Source organism: Sphingomonas sp. PL-96 (assembly GCF_020707215.1).
Classification (GTDB): domain Bacteria; phylum Pseudomonadota; class Alphaproteobacteria; order Sphingomonadales; family Sphingomonadaceae; genus Sphingomonas.
Genome location: NZ_JAJFET010000007.1, coordinates 47301 through 64624, shown reverse-complemented (window position 1 = coordinate 64624; position 17324 = coordinate 47301). Strand labels below are relative to the sequence as shown.

The following is a 17324-nucleotide window of genomic DNA, read 5'->3' as shown; positions in this document are numbered from 1 at the left end:
TTCAAGGCCGGCGGGCAACGGCTATTGCAGTCGGTACACCGCCGGCTTGACCGCGTTGGAGAAGGATGCGCATGGCAACGTCACACCCCTTCGGACCCCTCAGCGCCACGCTACGGCCGGAGTCTGCCCTCACGGTGGCGGTGCTTGGCGCCGCCGCGCTATTCGCGAGCACGCAGGCGGTCGCCCGCGACTACACCACGCGCGATGTCGGCGGTTGGACGGTGGCGGCGAGCCGGGATGGCGAGGGCTGCTTCGTGACGCGGGAGTTCGACCGCACCGGGCACACGACGCTGTTGCTGGGGCTGGAGGTCGATGGCACCAACCATTTGACGGTGCTCAACGCCAATTGGTCGATCGAGCCCAAGGAGCGGCTGGAACTCACCTTCCGCTTGGCCAAGGGCAGCTTTCCGAAGCATTTTGCGGTCGGGCTTGCCTCGGCGGGCAAGCAGGGGTTCGTGACGAACTTCGGTGCGAAATTCCCGAATCTGTTTGCGGCATCGCCCAGCCTGGACATCTTTCGCGGTGACGTGCCCGTGGAGCGACTCAACCTGACGGGAAGCGGCGCAGCGGTTGCCGAACTGCGCCGGTGCGTCGAGGCGCAGCGGGAGAAGCCGGCGGGGAAGGCTGCCGCGGAAGAGCGATCGTCCGGCTCAATCCCGCTCGATCCCTTCGCCGGCGGCTCGGGGCGCAAGCTCAGGTGGTAAGGTAATCCCCGGAGCGCATCTGCCAGATGAACATATGTTCAGGTAGATGAACAGTCGTTCAGGTAGATGAACAACTGTTCAGGAAAGTGTTGGAGATGTGCAACAGCGTCGCTTCATCGAAGAAGATGCACATCCGAACACATACGGATTGTTGAACGCCCAGCGCTCAGCTTTGTTGTTGCTACGGATCAACGACGAAAGAAATGCGATGTCCTCTGTTGCCTCAAAGTTCGTGCCCGCGATGCTCATCCTGGTGGGTGGCGTCGGGCTCAGTGGGTGCGCGACCAAATCCTATGTGCGCGAGCAGATTGCGCCCGTGAGCCAGCGGGTCGATACGCTTGAGGCGCGGCTCCAGGAGACCGACGGCACCGCCAAGGCGGCGCTGGCCGAGGCGCAGGCGGCATCGGGCCAGCTGCAGGCCAGCGGCCAGCGTCTCGACCAGCTCAACGGCCGTGTCGACGGCGTCGAGCAGCGGTTGCAGGCGCAGGAGTCGCGCCCCAAGCGCCCCCGCAACTGATCGCCTGCACCTGTGTATCATCATCCGGTCGTCCCCTTGGGGACGGCCGGATTTCGAGTATCTTCAATCCATGACCTTTGTTCTTCGGGCGCTGGCGGGGATCGCGCTGGTCGCTCCGGCTGCGGCAAGTGCGCGCCCACCCGAGCCCCCTCGCGTGGAAGCGCCGGCCGAGGCCGAAACCGGCACCATCATTTCCGAGGCAGCGACCCGTGTCGCCGATTGGATCGCCGCGTCGGGCGACAATCACGCGCTTCCTTACGCGATCGTCGACAAGCAGAATGCGACGCTGCTGCTGTTCGACGCCAAGGGCAAGCCGCTGGACCAGGTCCCGGTGCTGATCGGCATCGCGGCCGGAGACGAGGCGACCGCCGGTGTCGGCAGCAAGAAGCTGGCCGAGATTGGCCCGGCTGAAAAGACGACGCCCGCCGGACGCTTTCTCGCCAAGTTCGGGATCCCGTTCCGGAAGGAGCGGATCCTGTGGGTGGACTATGCCACTTCGGTGGCGATGCACACGATCCCGGCGGACGCGGCCAAGAAGGATCGGCGGCGCGAGCGGATGCTGTCGGCGACGCCCGACGACAACCGTATCACCTTTGGCTGCATCAACGTGCCCAAGGCCTTTTACGGCAAGTTCCTGCGCCCGCAGTTCAGCAGAAAGGGTGGCTATGTCTATGTGCTGCCCGATACCAAGCCGCTGGAAGAGGTGTTCCCGCGCCTGCGGGTTCATGCGCTGACCCAGGGCGCCTCGGCTTCCTAGACCGTCGAGGCAGGTGAATCACTTGCCGGCTCGGAAACTGCGACGAACAAGGAAGTCTGGAGCGGATCCGGCAGCAAGCGGACCCGCCGCAGTTCCGGTGCTACTCGGGGACCGGCTCCGGCAGGGGCATTGGCCGGCCCCATAGAAATCCCTGCGCCTCGTCACAGCCCTCGTCGCGCAACAGGCGAAGCTGGGCGTCGGTCTCCAACCCTTCCGCCAGCACCGGTACGTCCAGGCTGTGGCCGAGCGCGAGCACGGCGCGGATGATGGCGCGCGCCTGGTGGTTGGTATCCGAGTTCAGCAGAAAGGACCGGTCGATCTTGATCTTGTCGAACGGGAAGGAGTTGAGGGTGTCGAGCGAGGAATAGCCGGTGCCGAAATCGTCGATCGCGATCGACACGCCCAGCTCCTTGATCTGCCGCAGGACGTGCAGCGCGCGCGCCTTGTCCGCGATGAAGGCGGTTTCCGTCACCTCCAGTTCGAGGCGATGGGCGGGCAGGCCGCTTTCCAGCAGCGCGGAGGTGACGACCTGCACCAGATCGACGTGCATGAGCTGCACCGGCGACAGGTTGACCGCCACCCGCAGCGGCTGGGGCCAGCGCGCCGCCTCGGCACAGGCCCGACGCAGCACCCATTCGCCCAGCCGGATGATCTCGCCGCTTTCCTCGGCGATCGGGATGAAATGGGCGGGGGAGATCCAGCCGTCCCGCGGATGCTGCCAGCGCAGCAGCGCCTCGAACCCCACCGCCTCCTCGGTCGGTACCGTTTTCTGGATCTGGTAGACGAGGCTCAGTTCGTCGCGGGCGATCGCTTCGCGCAGATCGTTGGCGATGGTGCGGCGGACGCGTGCCGCCTCGTCCATCCCGGGTTCGTAATAGCAGATGTGGCGGCCGACCGTCGTCTTGGCGCGGTACATGGCAAGATCGGCATTGTTGACGACCTGTTCGCGAGTGCGGCCATCCGCCGGGAACAGTGCGATGCCGAGGCTGGCACCCAGATGGACGGTCAGGTCGTCGATCACGGCCGGGATGGTGAGGCAGGTCTCCAGCCGGCTGACGAAATCGGTCACATCGGCCTGATCGGCAAAGGGCTTGAACGCGGCGAACTCGTCGCCGCCGAACCGGGCGACCACTTCGCTGTCTTCCAGCATGTCGGTGAGGCGTTCGGCCAGCAGGCGCAGCACCGCGTCGCCCGCAGCATGGCCGTGGAGATCGTTCACTTCCTTGAACCGGTCCAGGTCGATGCCGATCACCGCGACATGGGTATCGGTGCGGCCGGCGGCGGCCAGCGCCACGTCGAGCCGCTCGGTGTAGTTCGCGCGGTTCGGCAGACCGGTCAGCGCGTCGTGCAGCGCCATGTGTTCGATCCGCTGCTGCGCCTGGCGGCGTTCGGTGATGTCGTCAAAGGTGGTGACCCAGCCGCCCTCTGCGGTCGGACGATGCGTGACCGACAGCGTGATCTCGGGGGAGAAGGGAACGATCACCGTCCCTCCGTCCCCACCCGTGATGATCGCGCGGTGGCGGTCGACGGCTTCCCGCACGATCTCTGGCGTGCAGGCGTCGCCGAGGTGCTTTCCAAGGGCAATGCGGAATACGTCCGAGAACAGGGTGCCGGGCGGACATTCGGCATGGGTGACGCCAAAGATCGTGCCGACACGGTCGTTGGACAGGATCAGCCGCTCGTCGGGACCGAACAGGCACAGGCCCTGGTGCATGTTCGAAAGTGCCGCATCGAGGTTGCTCTGGTGCTCCTTGAACAGCGTCATGTCGCGCGTGATCTTGGCGAAGCCATGAAACGCGCCCGTCTCGTCATAGACGGACTCGATCGTCACATGCGCCCAGAAGCGGCTGCCGTCCTTGCGATAGCGCCAGCCCTCGGCCTTGAACTTGCCTTCGCGCCGGGCGGTCTCGATCCCGCGCTCGGGCACGCCGGCAGCGCGATCCTCGGGCGAGTAGAAGGTCGCGAGCTCCAGCCCCATCGCCTCGTCACGGGTATAACCCTTGAGCCGCTGGGCGCCCGCGTTCCACGAGGCGACATGGCCGTCGCTGCTCAACATGTAGATGGCGCAGTCGGTGATCCCCTCCACAAGGATCTTGAACTCGCGCTCACTGGCGTCGACTGCAGCGCGCAGCCGTGTGTGCGACAGCACCGCCATGATCGACAGGGCCAGGAGGCCCAAGGCGACAATCGCGACGGCCAAGCCCATTTGCGGCGACGACAGCAGCAGGTCTTCGGGCAGCTCGCCCGGGTGGGGAAGCAGCGTCAGGCCGGCCATGCCGGTGAAATGCAGCACCAGAACGCCGAGCACGATCAGGGCCGCTGCCGCCATGCCGCTTGCACGGCCACGACCATCGATCGCCAGCGAAAGGGCGACCGGCGCCGGCAGGATCGCCAGGAGGACGGAAGCCGCCACCATCCCCGCAGACCAGCGGAAATCGGCGCCCATCTGGAGCGCATGCATGCCGAGATAGTGCATCGCCGCCACGCCGGCGCCGGTGATCATGCCCCCCAGGATGCGTGCCCAGAGGCTGCGGACGTGGAGCGCGATCGCGAAGCCCAGCGTCGTAGCGCCGATGGCAACCGCCAGCGACAGGATCGAGGGCACGATGGCGTAGCCGATGACCACCCCCGGGTCGTACCCCATCATGGCCGTGAAGTGCGTCGCCCAGACGGCAAAGCCGCTCACCGCTCCGGAAGCTACCAGCCAGCGGGTGCGAGCCCCATCCCCCGCGTCGCGTGCCTGGCGGAGGAACAGAACGGTGGCAGCGGCGGCGACGACGCAGATCAGCGCCGCGAGCGCTACCAGCCGGACATCATGGTCGTGCCAAATGCATTGGTAGACGTCGAACAAGCCGGATCCCCTTTGATAGGGTCCCGTAAGGGAAAGTACGTAAATATTCTCGCAATAGCAGCGTGAGGGGTTCGACGCAGGCGGGGGAATTCCACCGGCCCGGCAAAGGCTCTAGAGGGCAGGGCATGACCGTCACCACCCGCTTCGCGCCGAGCCCTACCGGGCGGCTCCACCTCGGCAATCTGCGCGCGGCGCTGATCAACTGGCTCCATGCCAAAGCGAATGGCGGGCGGCTGCTGCTGCGCATCGACGATACCGATGCGGCGCGATCCGAGGAGCGGTTCGTCGACGCAATCCGCGCCGACCTCGCCTGGCTAGGGATCGACGTGGCCGGCGAAGAACGCCAGTCGGCGCGGTTCGGCCGCTATGAAGCGTGCTTTGCCGATCTGGTCGCAGGTGGACGGATTTATGCCGCCTATGAGACTCCTGAGGAGCTGGACCTGCGGCGCAAGGTGCTGCTGGGGCGCGGGCTGCCGCCGGTGTACGACCGCGCGGCGCTGGCGCTGACCGAGGCGGACCGGGCCCGACTGGAGGCAGAGGGGCGGCGGCCGCACTGGCGCTTCCGGCTCGACCATGACGCGCCGATCGGCTGGCACGACCTGGTGCGCGGCGAGCAGCGGTTCGAGGCGGCACGGCTGAGCGATCCGGTGGTGCGGCGTGCGGACGGTAGCTGGCTGTACCTGCTGCCGTCGGTGATCGACGACATCGACATGGGCGTGACGACGGTGATCCGCGGCGAGGACCATGTCTCCAACACCGCGACGCAGATCCAGATGTTCGAGAGCCTGGGTGCAGCGCTGCCGGAGTTCGCGCACGTCGCGCTGCTGACGGGTGCCGAGGGCAAGCTGTCGAAGCGGCTGGGCGCCACCGGCGTCGACGAGTTCCGCGCGATGGGGATCGAGCCCGAGGCGGTGGTGGCGATGCTCGCGCGGCTAGGCACCAGCGATCCCGTCGAGCCGCTGGTCGACCGCGCGACGCTGATCGCGGGTTTCGACTTCGCGCGCTTCGGACGCGCCCCGGCGCGCTTCGACGAGGGGGAGTTGCAGGCGCTGAACGCGCGCATCGTCCACCAGCTCGATTGGGAGCGGGTGCGGGCGGACCTGCCCGTGGGACTGGATCGGAACGGCTGGGAAGCGATCCGGGCAAATCTGTCGACCGTGGCCGAGGCGGCCGACTGGTGGCAGGTGGTGACTGGGCCGGTCGCGGCCCCTGCGCTGCCGGACGAGGATCGCGCCTTTGTCGCGCAAGCGGCCGAGGTCGCGGAGGCGATCGACTGGCCCGACCGGGCATGGGCGGCGCTGACGGGTGCGCTCAAGCAGGCGAGCGGGCGCAAGGGCAAGGCGCTGTTCCTACCGCTGCGGCTGGCGCTCACGGGGCGCGAGCATGGGCCGGACATGGCGACGCTTTTGCCGCTGATCGGCCGCGAGCAGGCGGTCGCGCGGCTACGCGACGCGGGGTGAGCCGACGTTGGCTTCCGTGCTCGGGCAGGAGCGCGGGCCACTCTCAGGCCTCCCCTCACCCGCGACCGTCGGGTTTGCAGGCGTAGACACCGAGGACCCAGCCAAACCGCATCTGGATGCCGACGCGTCGCAGCAGGTGGACTGCGCCCGCGTGGCCAAAAAAAGTGGCCGGTACGTTTCCGTACCGGCCCAGGTCGTCCGCAGGAGGAACGTCGTGGGCGGGGGGCATGCCCCCCGCCGATCTCAATAATTGTAGGCGCGCTCGCCATGCTCGCCGAGGTCGAGGCCCTCGATCTCGACTTCCGCGCTGACGCGGCCGCCGGTGACTGCCTTGGCGATGAAGAAGGCGATGGTGGTGCCGATCGCCGCCCAGATGATGGTGACGACCACCGCGAGCAGCTGGATGGCCAGCTTGCCGCCCATGTCATAGTCGGCTGCACCCGGGCCCCCGAGCGAGGGCGCATAGACGATCGCGGTGCCGATCGCGCCGACCATGCCGCCAACGCCGTGGATGCCGAACGCATCGAGCGAGTCGTCATAGCCGAGCTTGGGCTTCAGGACCGTCACGGCGAAGAAGCAGATGATCGAGGCGACGGCGCCGAGCACGATCGCGCCGAACGGGCCGGAGTTGCCGGCCGCCGGCGTCACCGCGACCAGGCCGGCGATGATGCCCGAGCAGAAGCCCAGTGCCGAACCCTTGTGGCCCGAGAAGCGCTCCGCCAGCATCCAGAACAGCGCACCCGAGGCGGTCGCGACAAAGGTGTTGATCATCGCCAGCGCAGCCGAGCCATTGGCCTCCAGCGCGGAGCCCGCGTTGAAGCCGAACCAGCCCACCCACAGCAGGCCGGTGCCGGCCATGGTGAGCGTCAGGCTGTGCGGCGCCATGCGCTCGGTCGGGAAGCCGATGCGCTTGCCGATCAGCATCGCCAGCACCAGCGCGGAGACGCCCGCGTTGATGTGCACCACCGTGCCGCCGGCGAAGTCCAGCGCGCCCAGGTCGAAGAACCAGCCCCCCGTTGCCCAGACCATGTGTGCGATCGGCAGGTAGACGATCGTGAGCCACACCAGCGCGAACAGCATGACGGCGGAAAACTTGATCCGCTCGACCACCGATCCCAGCACCAGTGCGATGGTGATGGCGGCAAAGGTCATCTGGAAGCAGATGAAGACATATTCCGGGATCTCGACGCCCGGCGTGAAGGTCGCCGCCTGCGACGCCGGCGTGACCCCGGCGAGGAACGCCTTGCCAAAGCCTGCGATGAACTTGGCCGGCAGTGCACCTTCCGGTCCGAAGGCGAGGCTGTAGCCGTAGATCACCCACACCAGCATCGCCAGGCAGGCGACGGCGCCGATCTGGGTCATCACCGACAGCATGTTCTTGGTGCGGGCAAGGCCGCCGTAGAACAGCGCCAGGCCGGGCAGGATCATCGCCAGCACCAGGACGGTGGAGGTCATCATCCAGGCGGTGTCGCCCTTGTTGACGGTGGCCGCCGATGCGGCGGCGGCCGGTGCCTGCAAGGCCGCGTCCTGCGCCCAGGCCGGCAGTGCGGCAAAGAGTGTCGTGCCCGCGGCAGCCGCGAGCGTCGTCCGAAGCTTCATGATGTCCCCCATCCTCACAGCGCGGTCTCGTCGGTTTCGCCGGTGCGGATGCGCACCGCCTGGCCGACGTCGAGCACGAAGATCTTGCCGTCGCCGATCGCGCCGGTGTTGGCCGAGACCTGCACGGCCTCGATGACGCGCGATGCCATGTCGGACGCGCAGACGATCTCGATCTTGATCTTGGGCACCATGTTGGTGCTGTACTCGGCACCCCGATAGATTTCGGTCTGCCCCTTTTGCCGCCCGAATCCCTTGACCTCGGTGACGGTCATGCCCGCCACGCCGATTTCGGTCAGTGCCTCGCGCACGTCGTCAAGCTTGAACGGCTTGATGATGGCGATAACGAGTTTCATGCCCTAGCCCCCCGCTATGGTCCCTGGGGAATGCTTAGCAAGCGGCGTGCCAAATGCGGCGTCGGGGGGAGAATACGGCGTCATAGCCTGCGCCGATCCGTACATCCGGCTTGTCCGGAGCACGGATCGAAACACCCTGGAACGGGTGATCCGGTCCCTGCGGATGCGCATGGCGACCTAGCTTTAGGCAGCTGCCCAAAAATCAGGCAGCTGCGCGCATCATTCCGGGCATTCGGCGATGGCGCGGGCGGCGGCGAGGTCGTCCTCGTCCACCATCACGCGCGTGGGGATCAGCAGCCAGCTGCCGTCGGCGATGCTCGCCTCGCCGTCGAAGGCGACCGCCGGGATGCCCTCGCTCTCCAGCCGGCCGACCAGGATCTGCGCCTCGATGCGGGCGAAGCGGCCGACTTCGGCGAGGGCCATCAGGCGGCCGTGCCGCCGACGGTGAGCCCCTCAACCAGCAGGGTCGGCTGACCGACGCCGGCGGGCACGCTCTGCCCACCCTTGCCGCACATGCCGACGCCCTCGTCGAGCGCGAAGTCGTTGCCGATGCCGGTCACCTTGGTGAGCACGGTCGGGCCGTCGCCGATCAGCGTCGCGCCCTTGATCGGCGCGCCGAGCTTGCCGTTCTCGATGCGGTACGCCTCGGTGCAGGAGAAGACGAACTTGCCCGAGACGATGTCGACCTGGCCGCCGCCGAACGACTTGGCGAAGATGCCCTTCTTCACCCGCGACAGCAGTTCCGAGGGATCATCGTTGCCGCCGCGCATGAACGTGTTGGTCATGCGGGGCATGGGGGCGTGGGCGAAGCTCTCGCGCCGGCCGTTGCCGGTCGGCGCCACGCCCATTAGCCGGGCGTTCAGGCGATCGTGGATATAGCCCTTGAGGATGCCGTCCTCGATCAGGATGTTCTCCTGGGTCGGCGTGCCCTCGTCGTCGATCGACAGCGATCCGCGACGATCGGCGATCGAGCCGTCGTCGACCACCGTCACGCCGGGTGCCGCGACGCGCTCGCCGATGCGACCCGAAAAGGCGCTGGTACCCTTGCGATTGAAGTCGCCTTCCAGGCCGTGGCCGATCGCCTCGTGCAGCAGCACGCCGGGCCAGCCCGGTCCGAGCAGCACCGTCATCTCGCCGGCCGGCGCATCGACGGCATCCAGGTTCACCAGAGCCTGCGCGAGCGCGGTGTCGATCGCCCGGTTCCAGGTCTCGGGCAGGAACAGGTCGTCGTAAAGGTAACGGCCGCCGATGCCGAAGCTGCCCGTTTCGCGCCGGCCGTTCTGTTCGACCACCAGCGAGACGTTCAATCGCACCAGCGGACGCACGTCGGTGGCGACGAAGCCGTCCGGGCGGACGATCTCGACCACGCTCCACGAGCCGCTCAAGCTCACGCTTGCCTGCACGACCCGGGGATCGCGTGCGCGGGCGGCGGCGTCGATCGTCTGGCAGAGGTTCACCTTGTCGGCGAATGGCACCAGGTCGAGCGGGTCGGCGGCGGTATAGAGGTGGCGGTTATTGCCGCGCGGCGGCGGCGCCTTGGCACCCTTGGCCGGGTCGATCAGCGCCATGGTCTCGCCCGCGCGCAGGATCGCGGCTTCGCTGATCTCGTTCGCGTGGGCGAAGGCGGTGGTTTCGCCCGACACGCCGCGCAGGCCGAAGCCCGAGGCGGTGTCGTAGCTCGCCGTCTTCAGCCGCCCGTCATCGAAGCCGAATGCCTCGGACCGGCGATATTGCAGGTAGAGCTCTCCGTCGTCGGCCTGCGCGAGCGTGCGCGCGGCGAGGCGGGGGGCAGCGGCGGGGTCGAAGCCGTCGCGGTAGAGGAAGGCGCGGGGATCGGAGGCTGTCATGCCCTCCGATATAGGCGCGTCAGACGCTGGCGCCAGACGGGATGTCGCGCAGCGTCGCTGGGTCGACGCCGTCGGCGGGGCCGCCGATCAGCACGAAGCGGCGGTCGCAATAGCCGCAGTCGACATAGCCATGCTCGTCGATCTGCAGCCACACGCGCGGATGGCCGAGCGCGGGGGCGATCTCCCCGGCACCGTCGCAGGCGACGCGGGGAGTGGTGACGCGGATGAGTTCAGACGGCGGAATCATGGGCAAACCCGTAGCAAGGCGCTCGGCGCTCGACAATGCTGCAGGTCAGCCGACCGAGAGGGTTTCGCACGCCAGGGATTGGCGATCGATGCGGCTACGCCTATCCGCATGGCCATGACTCAGGCCGCCATCAGCATCCGAGACCTCTGCAAGACCTATGCGGGGGGCAAGCGCGCGCTCGACGGTGTCACGTTCGACGTGCCACGCGGGGAGATCTTCGGACTGTTGGGTCCCAATGGTGCGGGCAAGTCGACGCTGATCAACACGCTGGCCGGGCTGGTGCGCAAGACCAGCGGGACGGCCGAGATCTGGGGCTTCGACATCGACCAGCACCCGCGCAATGCCAAGGCGTCGATCGGCATCGTGAACCAGGAGATCACCTTCGATCCCTTTTTCACGCCGTCGGAAACGCTGGAGAACCAGGCGGGCCTCTACGGCATCCCCAAGGCCCGGCGCCGGACCATGGAACTGCTGCGTGCAGTGCATCTGGAGGACAAGGCCGACGCCTATGCCCGGAGCCTCTCGGGCGGCATGAAGCGGCGGCTGATGGTTGCAAAGGCGATGGTCCACACCCCACCGGTGCTGGTGCTCGACGAGCCGACGGCGGGCGTGGACATCGAACTGCGCCAGCAGCTGTGGGCTTATGTCCGCCAGTTGAACGACGCCGGGGTGACGGTGGTGCTGACCACCCATTATCTCGAGGAGGCCGAGGAGCTGTGCGATCGCATCGCGATCATCAATCACGGCCGGCTGATCGCCAACGAGCCTACTCGCGCGCTGGTCGGCATGGCGCAGGAAAAGCAGGTCGAGGTGACGGTCGACCGCGACATCCTCACCCCACCGGAGGCGAGCTGCTTCAGCAAGGTGGAGCGCAAGTCCGACCGCGTGCTGGCGATCACCTATCGAAAGGACATCGCCAACGCGGGCGAGGTGCTCGCGGCGGTGACGCGCGACGGCTATGGCATCGTCGACGTCTCCACCAAGGAGGCCGATCTGGAGGACGTGTTCCTCAACCTGACGCGCGCCCACGGGTGAGCGATCCCCGTAGCAGCGACGTCCTGATCGTCGGATCAGGGGCGGCAGGGCTGACCGCGGCGCTCAACCTGGCGCAGCGGTTCCGGGTGACGGTGCTGGCCAAGGGGCGGCTGGACGAGGGATCGACCGCCTGGGCGCAGGGCGGCATCGCCGCGGTGCTGGAGCCGGGCGACACCTTCGAGAACCACATCGAGGACACGATGGTGGCCGGTGCCGGCCTCAACGACCGCGCCACCGTCGAGTTCGTGGTCGAGAATGCCCCGGCGGCGATCGAACGGCTGGCGGAGCTCGGCGTGCCGTTCAACGACGGCGACGGCGACGAGCGCTGGCACCTGACGCGCGAGGGCGGGCATTCGCATCGACGCATCGTCCATGTCGACGACGCCACCGGCCGCGCTGTGCAGGAGGCGCTGATCGCCGCCGCCCAGGCGCATCCCAACATCACGCTGGTCCCCGACATGGTCGCGGTCGACCTTGCCACCAGCCGCCACGAGATGCGCTACTCGGGCGCCGGCCGGGTGTGGGGCGCCTATGCGCTCGACCGCAATACCGGGCGGGTAGCGCTGTTCACCGCCCGCGCGACGATCCTTGCCACCGGCGGGGCGGGGCGCACCTATCTGTTCTCCACCGCACCGGGCGGGGCGACCGGCGACGGCATCGCCATGGCGTGGCGGGCGGGGTGCCGCGTCTCCAACATGGAGATGATGCAGTTCCACCCGACCTGCCTCTATAATCTGGAGGTCAAGAACTTCCTGATCACGGAGGCCGTGCGCGGCGAGGGCGGGCGATTGTGCAACCCGCGCACCGGCCACCGCTTCATGCCCGACATCGATCCGCGTGCCGAGCTTGCACCGCGGGACGTGGTGGCGCGCGCGATCGATGCGGAGATCAAGCGTTTCGGCCTCGACTATGTCCACCTCGACATCAGCCACATGGCCCCGGAGTTCGTGCGCGGGCATTTCCCCAACATCCACGACAAGCTGCTGGGGCTTGGCATCGACATGACGCGCGAGCCCATCCCGGTGGTGCCCGCGCAGCATTATACCTGCGGCGGGATCGTCGTGGACCTCGACGGATGCACCGACCTGCCGGGCCTCTATGCCGCGGGCGAGTGCACCGAATCCGGGCTGCACGGCGCGAACCGCCTCGCCTCCAACTCGCTGCTCGAATGTTTCGTGTTCGGAGAGGCAGCGGCCCGGCACATCGCCGCGCATTGGGACGAGCTCGCACCGCCGCCGCCGATCCGGCCGTGGGACGAGAGCCGCGTCGCCGATTCGGACGAGGAAGTGGTCATCAAGCAGAACTGGACCGAGATTCGCCGGTTCATGTGGAATTACGTTGGCATCGTGCGAACCACCAAGCGGCTGGAGCGCGCGCAGCACCGCATCGCGATGCTGACCGAGGAAGTGAACGACTATTACGGCCACTTCCGGGTGACCCCGGACCTGGTCGAGCTTCGCAACCTGCTTCAATCGGCCGAGCTGATCGTGCGATCGGCGCTGCATCGCAAGGAAAGCCGCGGGCTGCACTATACGCTCGACTATCCCGAGACCCTGCCGGACGCGACCGATACGGTGCTGGTGCCCTGAGTCTCTGAACGGATGTAAGGGACGGAAGCCCTTGGAATTCGGGCTGGTTTCGCGCGTCCCCACCGTTCGGCGCGCCAATCCCGGCGTTCACCGCAAGCGGCAGATGGCGATGCTTGCCGGGGTGCATCCCGGCACACCATGGTCGCACGGTGCGAGGGGCCCAGAACATCGTGACGTCCGGTCAGCAATTCACCGCTACCCAACGGGTCCTGATCCTGCTCGCGTCGGCGCCGTTCGTGATGATGGGCTGCGCGGTCCATGAGGCGAGCCAGCAGACTGCAGCGATGCTGCCGCCCCCAGCCGCCGGTCCCAGCTATCGGGTCGCCGTGCCGGTTCCGCCACCTCCGCCGCCGCTGCCGCAGGCGCCGGCCGAACTGAACCGCACGATCACCACGCTGCTCGCCAACTTCAACGGCACCGCGGCCGCTGCCATCACCAGCGTCGATCAGGGCTGGGCCGTCACCTACAACGGCGCCCGCCCGATGCCGCAGCAGAGCGTGAGCAAGCTGTGGGTGTCGATGACGGCGCTCGACCTGCTCGACCAGGGCCGGCTTACGCTTGAGGATCCGGTGGTGGTCCGGGCGGAGGATCTGACGCTGTTCCACCAGCCGATCGCCGCGCTGGTGAAGGGCGACGGCTATCACACGACGGTCGGCGAATTGATGCGTCGCGCCCTGACCATGAGCGACAATACCGCCAACGACCGGCTGCTGACCTATGTCGGCGGGCCGAATGCGGTGCGGGCGTTCCTGGCGCGGCACGGCATTGCGAACATTCGCTTCGGCCCGGGCGAACGGCTGCTGCAGAGCGGCACCGCGGGGCTGACGTGGCGGCAGGAATATGCGCAGGCGGGCGGCTTCAACCAGGCCCGCAACGCCTTGCCGCAGAGCGTGCGTCAGGCTGCCTTTGAAGCCTATGTCGCGAACCCGCCGGACGGCGCAGGGGCTGCGGCGATTGCCGATGCGCTGGCGCGGCTGAAGCAGGGGCGGCTGCTGTCGCCGGCGTCCACCCGCCACCTCCTCGACACGATGGCGGCGTCGCGGACCGGACGTGCGCGGCTGCACGCCGCGCTGCCGCCCGGCTGGACGCTGGCGCACAAGACCGGCACCGGCCAGGATCTCCTGTCGCGCAACGCCGGCTTCAACGACGTCGGCGTGCTGACCGCGCCGGATGGGCGCAGCTATGCGGTGGCGGTGATGATCGGCGACACGCGTGCCCCGATGCGCGACCGCCAGGCGCTGATCCAGCAGGTCGTCCACGCGCTGGTGGCGGAGCACGGCTGAGGGCGGCGCCTTCCTGACCCATTCCTCAAGCCGCCCCGTTCGTCCTGAGTAGCCATTGAGCAAAGTCGAAGCGGCGTATCGGAGGACCGCCACAGGTGCTTCGATACGGGTCTTCGACTTCGCTCAGCCCCGACTCAGCACGAACGGGAGGGAAGGCGCCGCTCACTCCGAGCTGTCGGACGCGTCAGCATGACGGCGAGGCGTTGCGCCGACAGCACCCGCACCCCTCGTAACCAGCCCGCCGCGCTGCTATCTCCGCGGCCATGCCCCATCTCTACCTCGTCGACGGCTCCGGCTACATCTTCCGCGCCTATCACCGGCTGCCGCCGCTCACCAACAAGCATGGCGAGCCGGTGGGCGCCGTCTATGGCTACACCACCATGTTGTGGAAGCTGGCCGACGAGCTCCACAAGGCGGAGGGCCCGACGCACATGGCGGTGATCCTCGACAAGTCGTCGAGCACTTTCCGCAACGCGATGTACGACCAGTACAAGGCCCATCGTCCGCCGCCGCCGGAGGACCTGAAGCCGCAGTTCCCGATGATCCGCGATGCCACCCGCGCCTTTTCGCTGCCGTGCATCGAGGAGGAGGGCTGGGAAGCCGACGACCTGATCGCCAGCTATGCCAAGGCGGCGCTGGCGCAAGGGTGGCAGGTGACGATCGTCAGTTCCGACAAGGACCTGATGCAGCTGATCGAGGACGGCAGCCTCGACATGCTCGACACCATGAACAACCGCCGGCTGGACTCCAGCCACGTGGTCGAGAAGTTCGGCGTGCCGCCCACGCAGCTCGGCGAGGTGCTGGCGCTGATGGGCGACAGCGTCGACAATGTGCCCGGCGTCCCCGGTATCGGTCCGAAGCGCGCGGCCGAGCTGATCACCGAATATGGCGATGTCGAAGCGGTGCTCGCCGCTACCGGTTCGATGAAGAAGTCGAAGATGCGCGACAATCTGGTCGAGCATGCCGAGGCTGCGCGCATGTCGCGCAAGCTGGTGACGCTCGCCTGCGACGTGCCGCTGCCTGAGCCGCTCGATGGACTGGAACTGCAGGGCATCCCCGATGCGCCGCTGCGCGCGTTCCTGGAGCATCACGGGTTCCGCACGCTGCTCAACCGGCTGTCGGCAGTCGCCGATCCGCCCGCCGAGGCGCCGGTCGCGCCTGTCGACGACGATGCCGACGCGCCATGCAACCACGACGGCTATGAAACGGTGGTGGACGAGGCAGCGCTTGACCATTGGATCGAGCGTGCGCGGCACCAGGGCTGGGTCGCGGTGGATACCGAGACGACGGGCCTCGACGCGACCCGCGCGGAGCTGGTCGGCATCAGCCTGGCGCTGCACCCGAACCTCGCCTGCTACATTCCGCTCGGCCATGGCGGGCAGGATCTGCTGGCCGAGGTGCCCGAGCAGCTCGACCGCGCGGTGGCGCTCGCCAAGCTCAAGCCGCTGCTGGAGGACCCGACCGTCCTCAAGATCGGCCACAACCTGAAGTACGACATGATCGTGCTCGCGCGCTGTGGCGAGGGCGGCATCCGCGTCGCGCCCTATGACGACACGATCGTCATGAGCTTCGACCTCGATGCTGGGCGCCACGGCCATGGCATGGACGAGTTGGCGGCGACGCATCTGTCGCACAGCTGCATCGCCTACAAGGAGGTCGTCGGCACGGGGAAGAACCAGCGTGGCTTCCACGAGATCGACCTCAAGTCCGCCACCCGCTACGCCGCGGAGGACGCGGACGTGACGCTCCGGCTGTGGCGGCGGTTCAAGCCGCGGCTGCCCTATGAGTCCGCGACGCGCGTGTACGAAATGGTCGACCGGCCGCTGGTGCAGGTGCTCGCCGACATGGAGTGCCGCGGGGTCAAGGTCGATGCGGGCGCACTCGCGAAGCTGTCGGAGGAATTCTCCGGGCAGATCGCGGGGCTGGAGACGGAGATCCACGCGCTCGCCGGCGGCCCGTTCACCATCGGCAGCCCCAAGCAGCTGGGCGACGTGCTGTTTGATCGTCTTGGCCTGAAGGGCGGGCGCAAGGGCAAGTCGGGCGTCTACTCGACCGACGTCAACGAGATGGAGCGGCTGGCGGCCGACAAGGACCAGCCCCAGGGTGCCGAGATCGCGGGCAAGGTGCTGGAGTGGCGCCAGCTGACCAAGCTCAAGAACACCTATACCGACGCGCTGCAGGCGCAGATCAACCCGGCGACCGGCCGCGTCCACACCAGCTACTCGCTGACGGGTGCGCAGACGGGGCGATTGTCGTCGACCGATCCCAACTTGCAGAACATCCCGATCCGCACCGAGACGGGCCGCCAGATCCGCGACGCGTTCGTGGCGGAACCGGGCAACGTCATCCTGGCGGCAGACTATTCGCAGATCGAGTTGCGGCTCGCCGCGCATATCGCCGACGTGCCGCAGCTGCGCGAGGCGTTCGCGCGCGGCGACGACATCCACTCGCTGACTGCCACCGAGCTGTTCGGCGAGGTCAACCGCGACACCCGCGCGCGCGCCAAGACGATCAACTTCGCGATCCTCTACGGCATCTCGCGCTGGGGCCTGGCGGGTCGGCTCGACGTGTCGGCGGACGAGGCGCAGGGCATGATCGACCGCTATTTCGATCGTTTTCCCGGCATCAACCGCTACATCGCGGAAACGCTGGAGGGCGTGAAGGAGCGCGGCTTCACGACGACGCTGTTCGGCCGCAAGACGCACTTCCCGCGCATCAAGTCCAAGAACCAGGCCGAGCGTGCGGGCTCGGAACGCGCGGCGATCAACGCACCGATCCAGGGCACCAGCGCCGACATCATCAAGCGCGCCATGATCCGCATGGAGCCCGCGCTGGCGGAGGCGGGGCTGGGGCATGTACGCATGCTGATGCAGGTGCACGACGAACTGGTATTCGAGCTGCCCGAAGCCGATGCCGAGGCGGCGCGCGCGGTGATCGAGCGGGTGATGGCGACTGCGGCCGAGCCAGCGGTTACGTTGACGGTGCCGCTGGCTGTGGAGATCGGCGTTGGCCCGAGCTGGGGCGCCGCGCACTAAGGCGCCTTTGGGATCGCCGTTCCGGTTCTGTAGGATCCTGTGTTCCC

The 17324-nt window shown here is 67.7% G+C and carries 14 protein-coding genes; 8 read left to right on the top strand and 6 right to left on the bottom strand.

All coding sequences use genetic code 11. The features are described from left to right. The first annotated feature begins 71 nt into the window (after nucleotides 1-71). The 3 genes from LK533_RS13120 (at nucleotide 72) to LK533_RS13110 (ending at nucleotide 1978) form a co-directional block, all read left to right on the top strand. The gene (locus tag LK533_RS13120; protein ID WP_229363494.1) at nucleotides 72-704 is read left to right on the top strand and encodes a hypothetical protein; all 633 of its coding nucleotides are present in this window, start codon (nucleotides 72-74) and stop codon (nucleotides 702-704) included. 208 nt (nucleotides 705-912) lie between these two features. Then, complete coding sequence (locus LK533_RS13115) at nucleotides 913-1221, top strand: hypothetical protein (protein WP_229363492.1); 309 nt, start codon at nucleotides 913-915, stop codon at nucleotides 1219-1221. A 70-nt stretch (nucleotides 1222-1291) separates the two neighbouring features. Then, nucleotides 1292-1978: a hypothetical protein gene (locus tag LK533_RS13110; protein ID WP_229363491.1), complete on the top strand. Its 687-nt coding sequence runs from the start codon at nucleotides 1292-1294 to the stop codon at nucleotides 1976-1978. Between the two features lie 100 nt (nucleotides 1979-2078). Here LK533_RS13110 and LK533_RS13105 read toward each other — a convergent pair whose 3' ends face one another. After that, the gene (locus LK533_RS13105; protein WP_229363490.1) at nucleotides 2079-4829 is read right to left on the bottom strand and encodes an EAL domain-containing protein; all 2751 of its coding nucleotides are present in this window, start codon (nucleotides 4827-4829) and stop codon (nucleotides 2079-2081) included. 125 nt (nucleotides 4830-4954) lie between these two features. On the opposite strand from LK533_RS13105, the gene gltX reads away from it, so the two are divergent. After that, nucleotides 4955-6289 (top strand): glutamate--tRNA ligase, encoded by a 1335-nt coding sequence (gltX, locus tag LK533_RS13100; protein ID WP_229363489.1) that lies wholly within the window; start codon nucleotides 4955-4957, stop codon nucleotides 6287-6289. Between the two features lie 243 nt (nucleotides 6290-6532). Here the strand turns inward: gltX and LK533_RS13095 are convergent, their stop codons facing one another. The 5 genes from LK533_RS13095 to LK533_RS13075 form a co-directional block, all read right to left on the bottom strand. Then, on the bottom strand, nucleotides 6533-7888 hold the full coding sequence (locus LK533_RS13095; protein ID WP_229363488.1) for an ammonium transporter: 1356 nt from the start codon (nucleotides 7886-7888) through the stop codon (nucleotides 6533-6535). Nucleotides 7889-7902: 14 nt separating this feature from the next. Then, nucleotides 7903-8241 (bottom strand): P-II family nitrogen regulator, encoded by a 339-nt coding sequence (locus LK533_RS13090; RefSeq protein WP_229363487.1) that lies wholly within the window; start codon nucleotides 8239-8241, stop codon nucleotides 7903-7905. A gap of 219 nt (nucleotides 8242-8460) precedes the next feature. Continuing rightward, nucleotides 8461-8664 (bottom strand): DUF2007 domain-containing protein, encoded by a 204-nt coding sequence (locus LK533_RS13085; RefSeq protein WP_229363486.1) that lies wholly within the window; start codon nucleotides 8662-8664, stop codon nucleotides 8461-8463. Continuing rightward, nucleotides 8664-10088, bottom strand: a complete 1425-nt coding sequence (gene tldD / locus LK533_RS13080; RefSeq protein WP_229363485.1) for a metalloprotease TldD — start codon at nucleotides 10086-10088, stop codon at nucleotides 8664-8666. Before tldD ends, LK533_RS13085 begins: the two co-directional genes overlap by 1 nt. Before the next feature lie 19 nt (nucleotides 10089-10107). Then, nucleotides 10108-10335: a zinc-finger domain-containing protein gene (locus tag LK533_RS13075; protein WP_229363483.1), complete on the bottom strand. Its 228-nt coding sequence runs from the start codon at nucleotides 10333-10335 to the stop codon at nucleotides 10108-10110. Between the two features lie 114 nt (nucleotides 10336-10449). On the opposite strand from LK533_RS13075, the gene LK533_RS13070 reads away from it, so the two are divergent. From LK533_RS13070 to polA, 4 genes are all read left to right on the top strand, one after another. Then, the gene (locus tag LK533_RS13070; RefSeq protein ID WP_229363482.1) at nucleotides 10450-11370 is read left to right on the top strand and encodes an ABC transporter ATP-binding protein; all 921 of its coding nucleotides are present in this window, start codon (nucleotides 10450-10452) and stop codon (nucleotides 11368-11370) included. Then, on the top strand, nucleotides 11367-12959 hold the full coding sequence (gene nadB, locus LK533_RS13065; protein ID WP_229363481.1) for an L-aspartate oxidase: 1593 nt from the start codon (nucleotides 11367-11369) through the stop codon (nucleotides 12957-12959). Before LK533_RS13070 ends, nadB begins: the two co-directional genes overlap by 4 nt. Before the next feature lie 239 nt (nucleotides 12960-13198). Next, nucleotides 13199-14242, top strand: coding sequence for a serine hydrolase (locus LK533_RS13060; RefSeq protein ID WP_420705863.1), 1044 nt, complete (start codon nucleotides 13199-13201; stop codon nucleotides 14240-14242). 263 nt (nucleotides 14243-14505) lie between these two features. After that, complete coding sequence (gene polA, locus LK533_RS13055) at nucleotides 14506-17277, top strand: DNA polymerase I (RefSeq protein WP_229363479.1); 2772 nt, start codon at nucleotides 14506-14508, stop codon at nucleotides 17275-17277. Nucleotides 17278-17324 lie beyond the last annotated feature (47 nt).

Bases quoted from the DNA above. Each gene is read 5' to 3' on its own strand.
- LK533_RS13085 (WP_229363486.1), bottom strand. From the start codon at position 8,664: ATGGCCCTCGCCGAAGTCGGCCGCTTCGCCCGCATCGAGGCGCAGATC.
- LK533_RS13075 (WP_229363483.1), bottom strand. From the start codon at position 10,335: ATGATTCCGCCGTCTGAACTCATCCGCGTCACCACTCCCCGCGTCGCC.
- polA (WP_229363479.1), top strand. From the start codon at position 14,506: ATGCCCCATCTCTACCTCGTCGACGGCTCCGGCTACATCTTCCGCGCC.
- LK533_RS13070 (WP_229363482.1), top strand. From the start codon at position 10,450: ATGACTCAGGCCGCCATCAGCATCCGAGACCTCTGCAAGACCTATGCG.
- LK533_RS13060 (WP_420705863.1), top strand. From the start codon at position 13,199: ATGATGGGCTGCGCGGTCCATGAGGCGAGCCAGCAGACTGCAGCGATG.
- LK533_RS13090 (WP_229363487.1), bottom strand. From the start codon at position 8,241: ATGAAACTCGTTATCGCCATCATCAAGCCGTTCAAGCTTGACGACGTG.
- tldD (WP_229363485.1), bottom strand. From the start codon at position 10,088: ATGACAGCCTCCGATCCCCGCGCCTTCCTCTACCGCGACGGCTTCGAC.
- LK533_RS13110 (WP_229363491.1), top strand. From the start codon at position 1,292: ATGACCTTTGTTCTTCGGGCGCTGGCGGGGATCGCGCTGGTCGCTCCG.
- LK533_RS13120 (WP_229363494.1), top strand. From the start codon at position 72: ATGGCAACGTCACACCCCTTCGGACCCCTCAGCGCCACGCTACGGCCG.
- LK533_RS13095 (WP_229363488.1), bottom strand. From the start codon at position 7,888: ATGAAGCTTCGGACGACGCTCGCGGCTGCCGCGGGCACGACACTCTTT.
- LK533_RS13115 (WP_229363492.1), top strand. From the start codon at position 913: ATGTCCTCTGTTGCCTCAAAGTTCGTGCCCGCGATGCTCATCCTGGTG.
- gltX (WP_229363489.1), top strand. From the start codon at position 4,955: ATGACCGTCACCACCCGCTTCGCGCCGAGCCCTACCGGGCGGCTCCAC.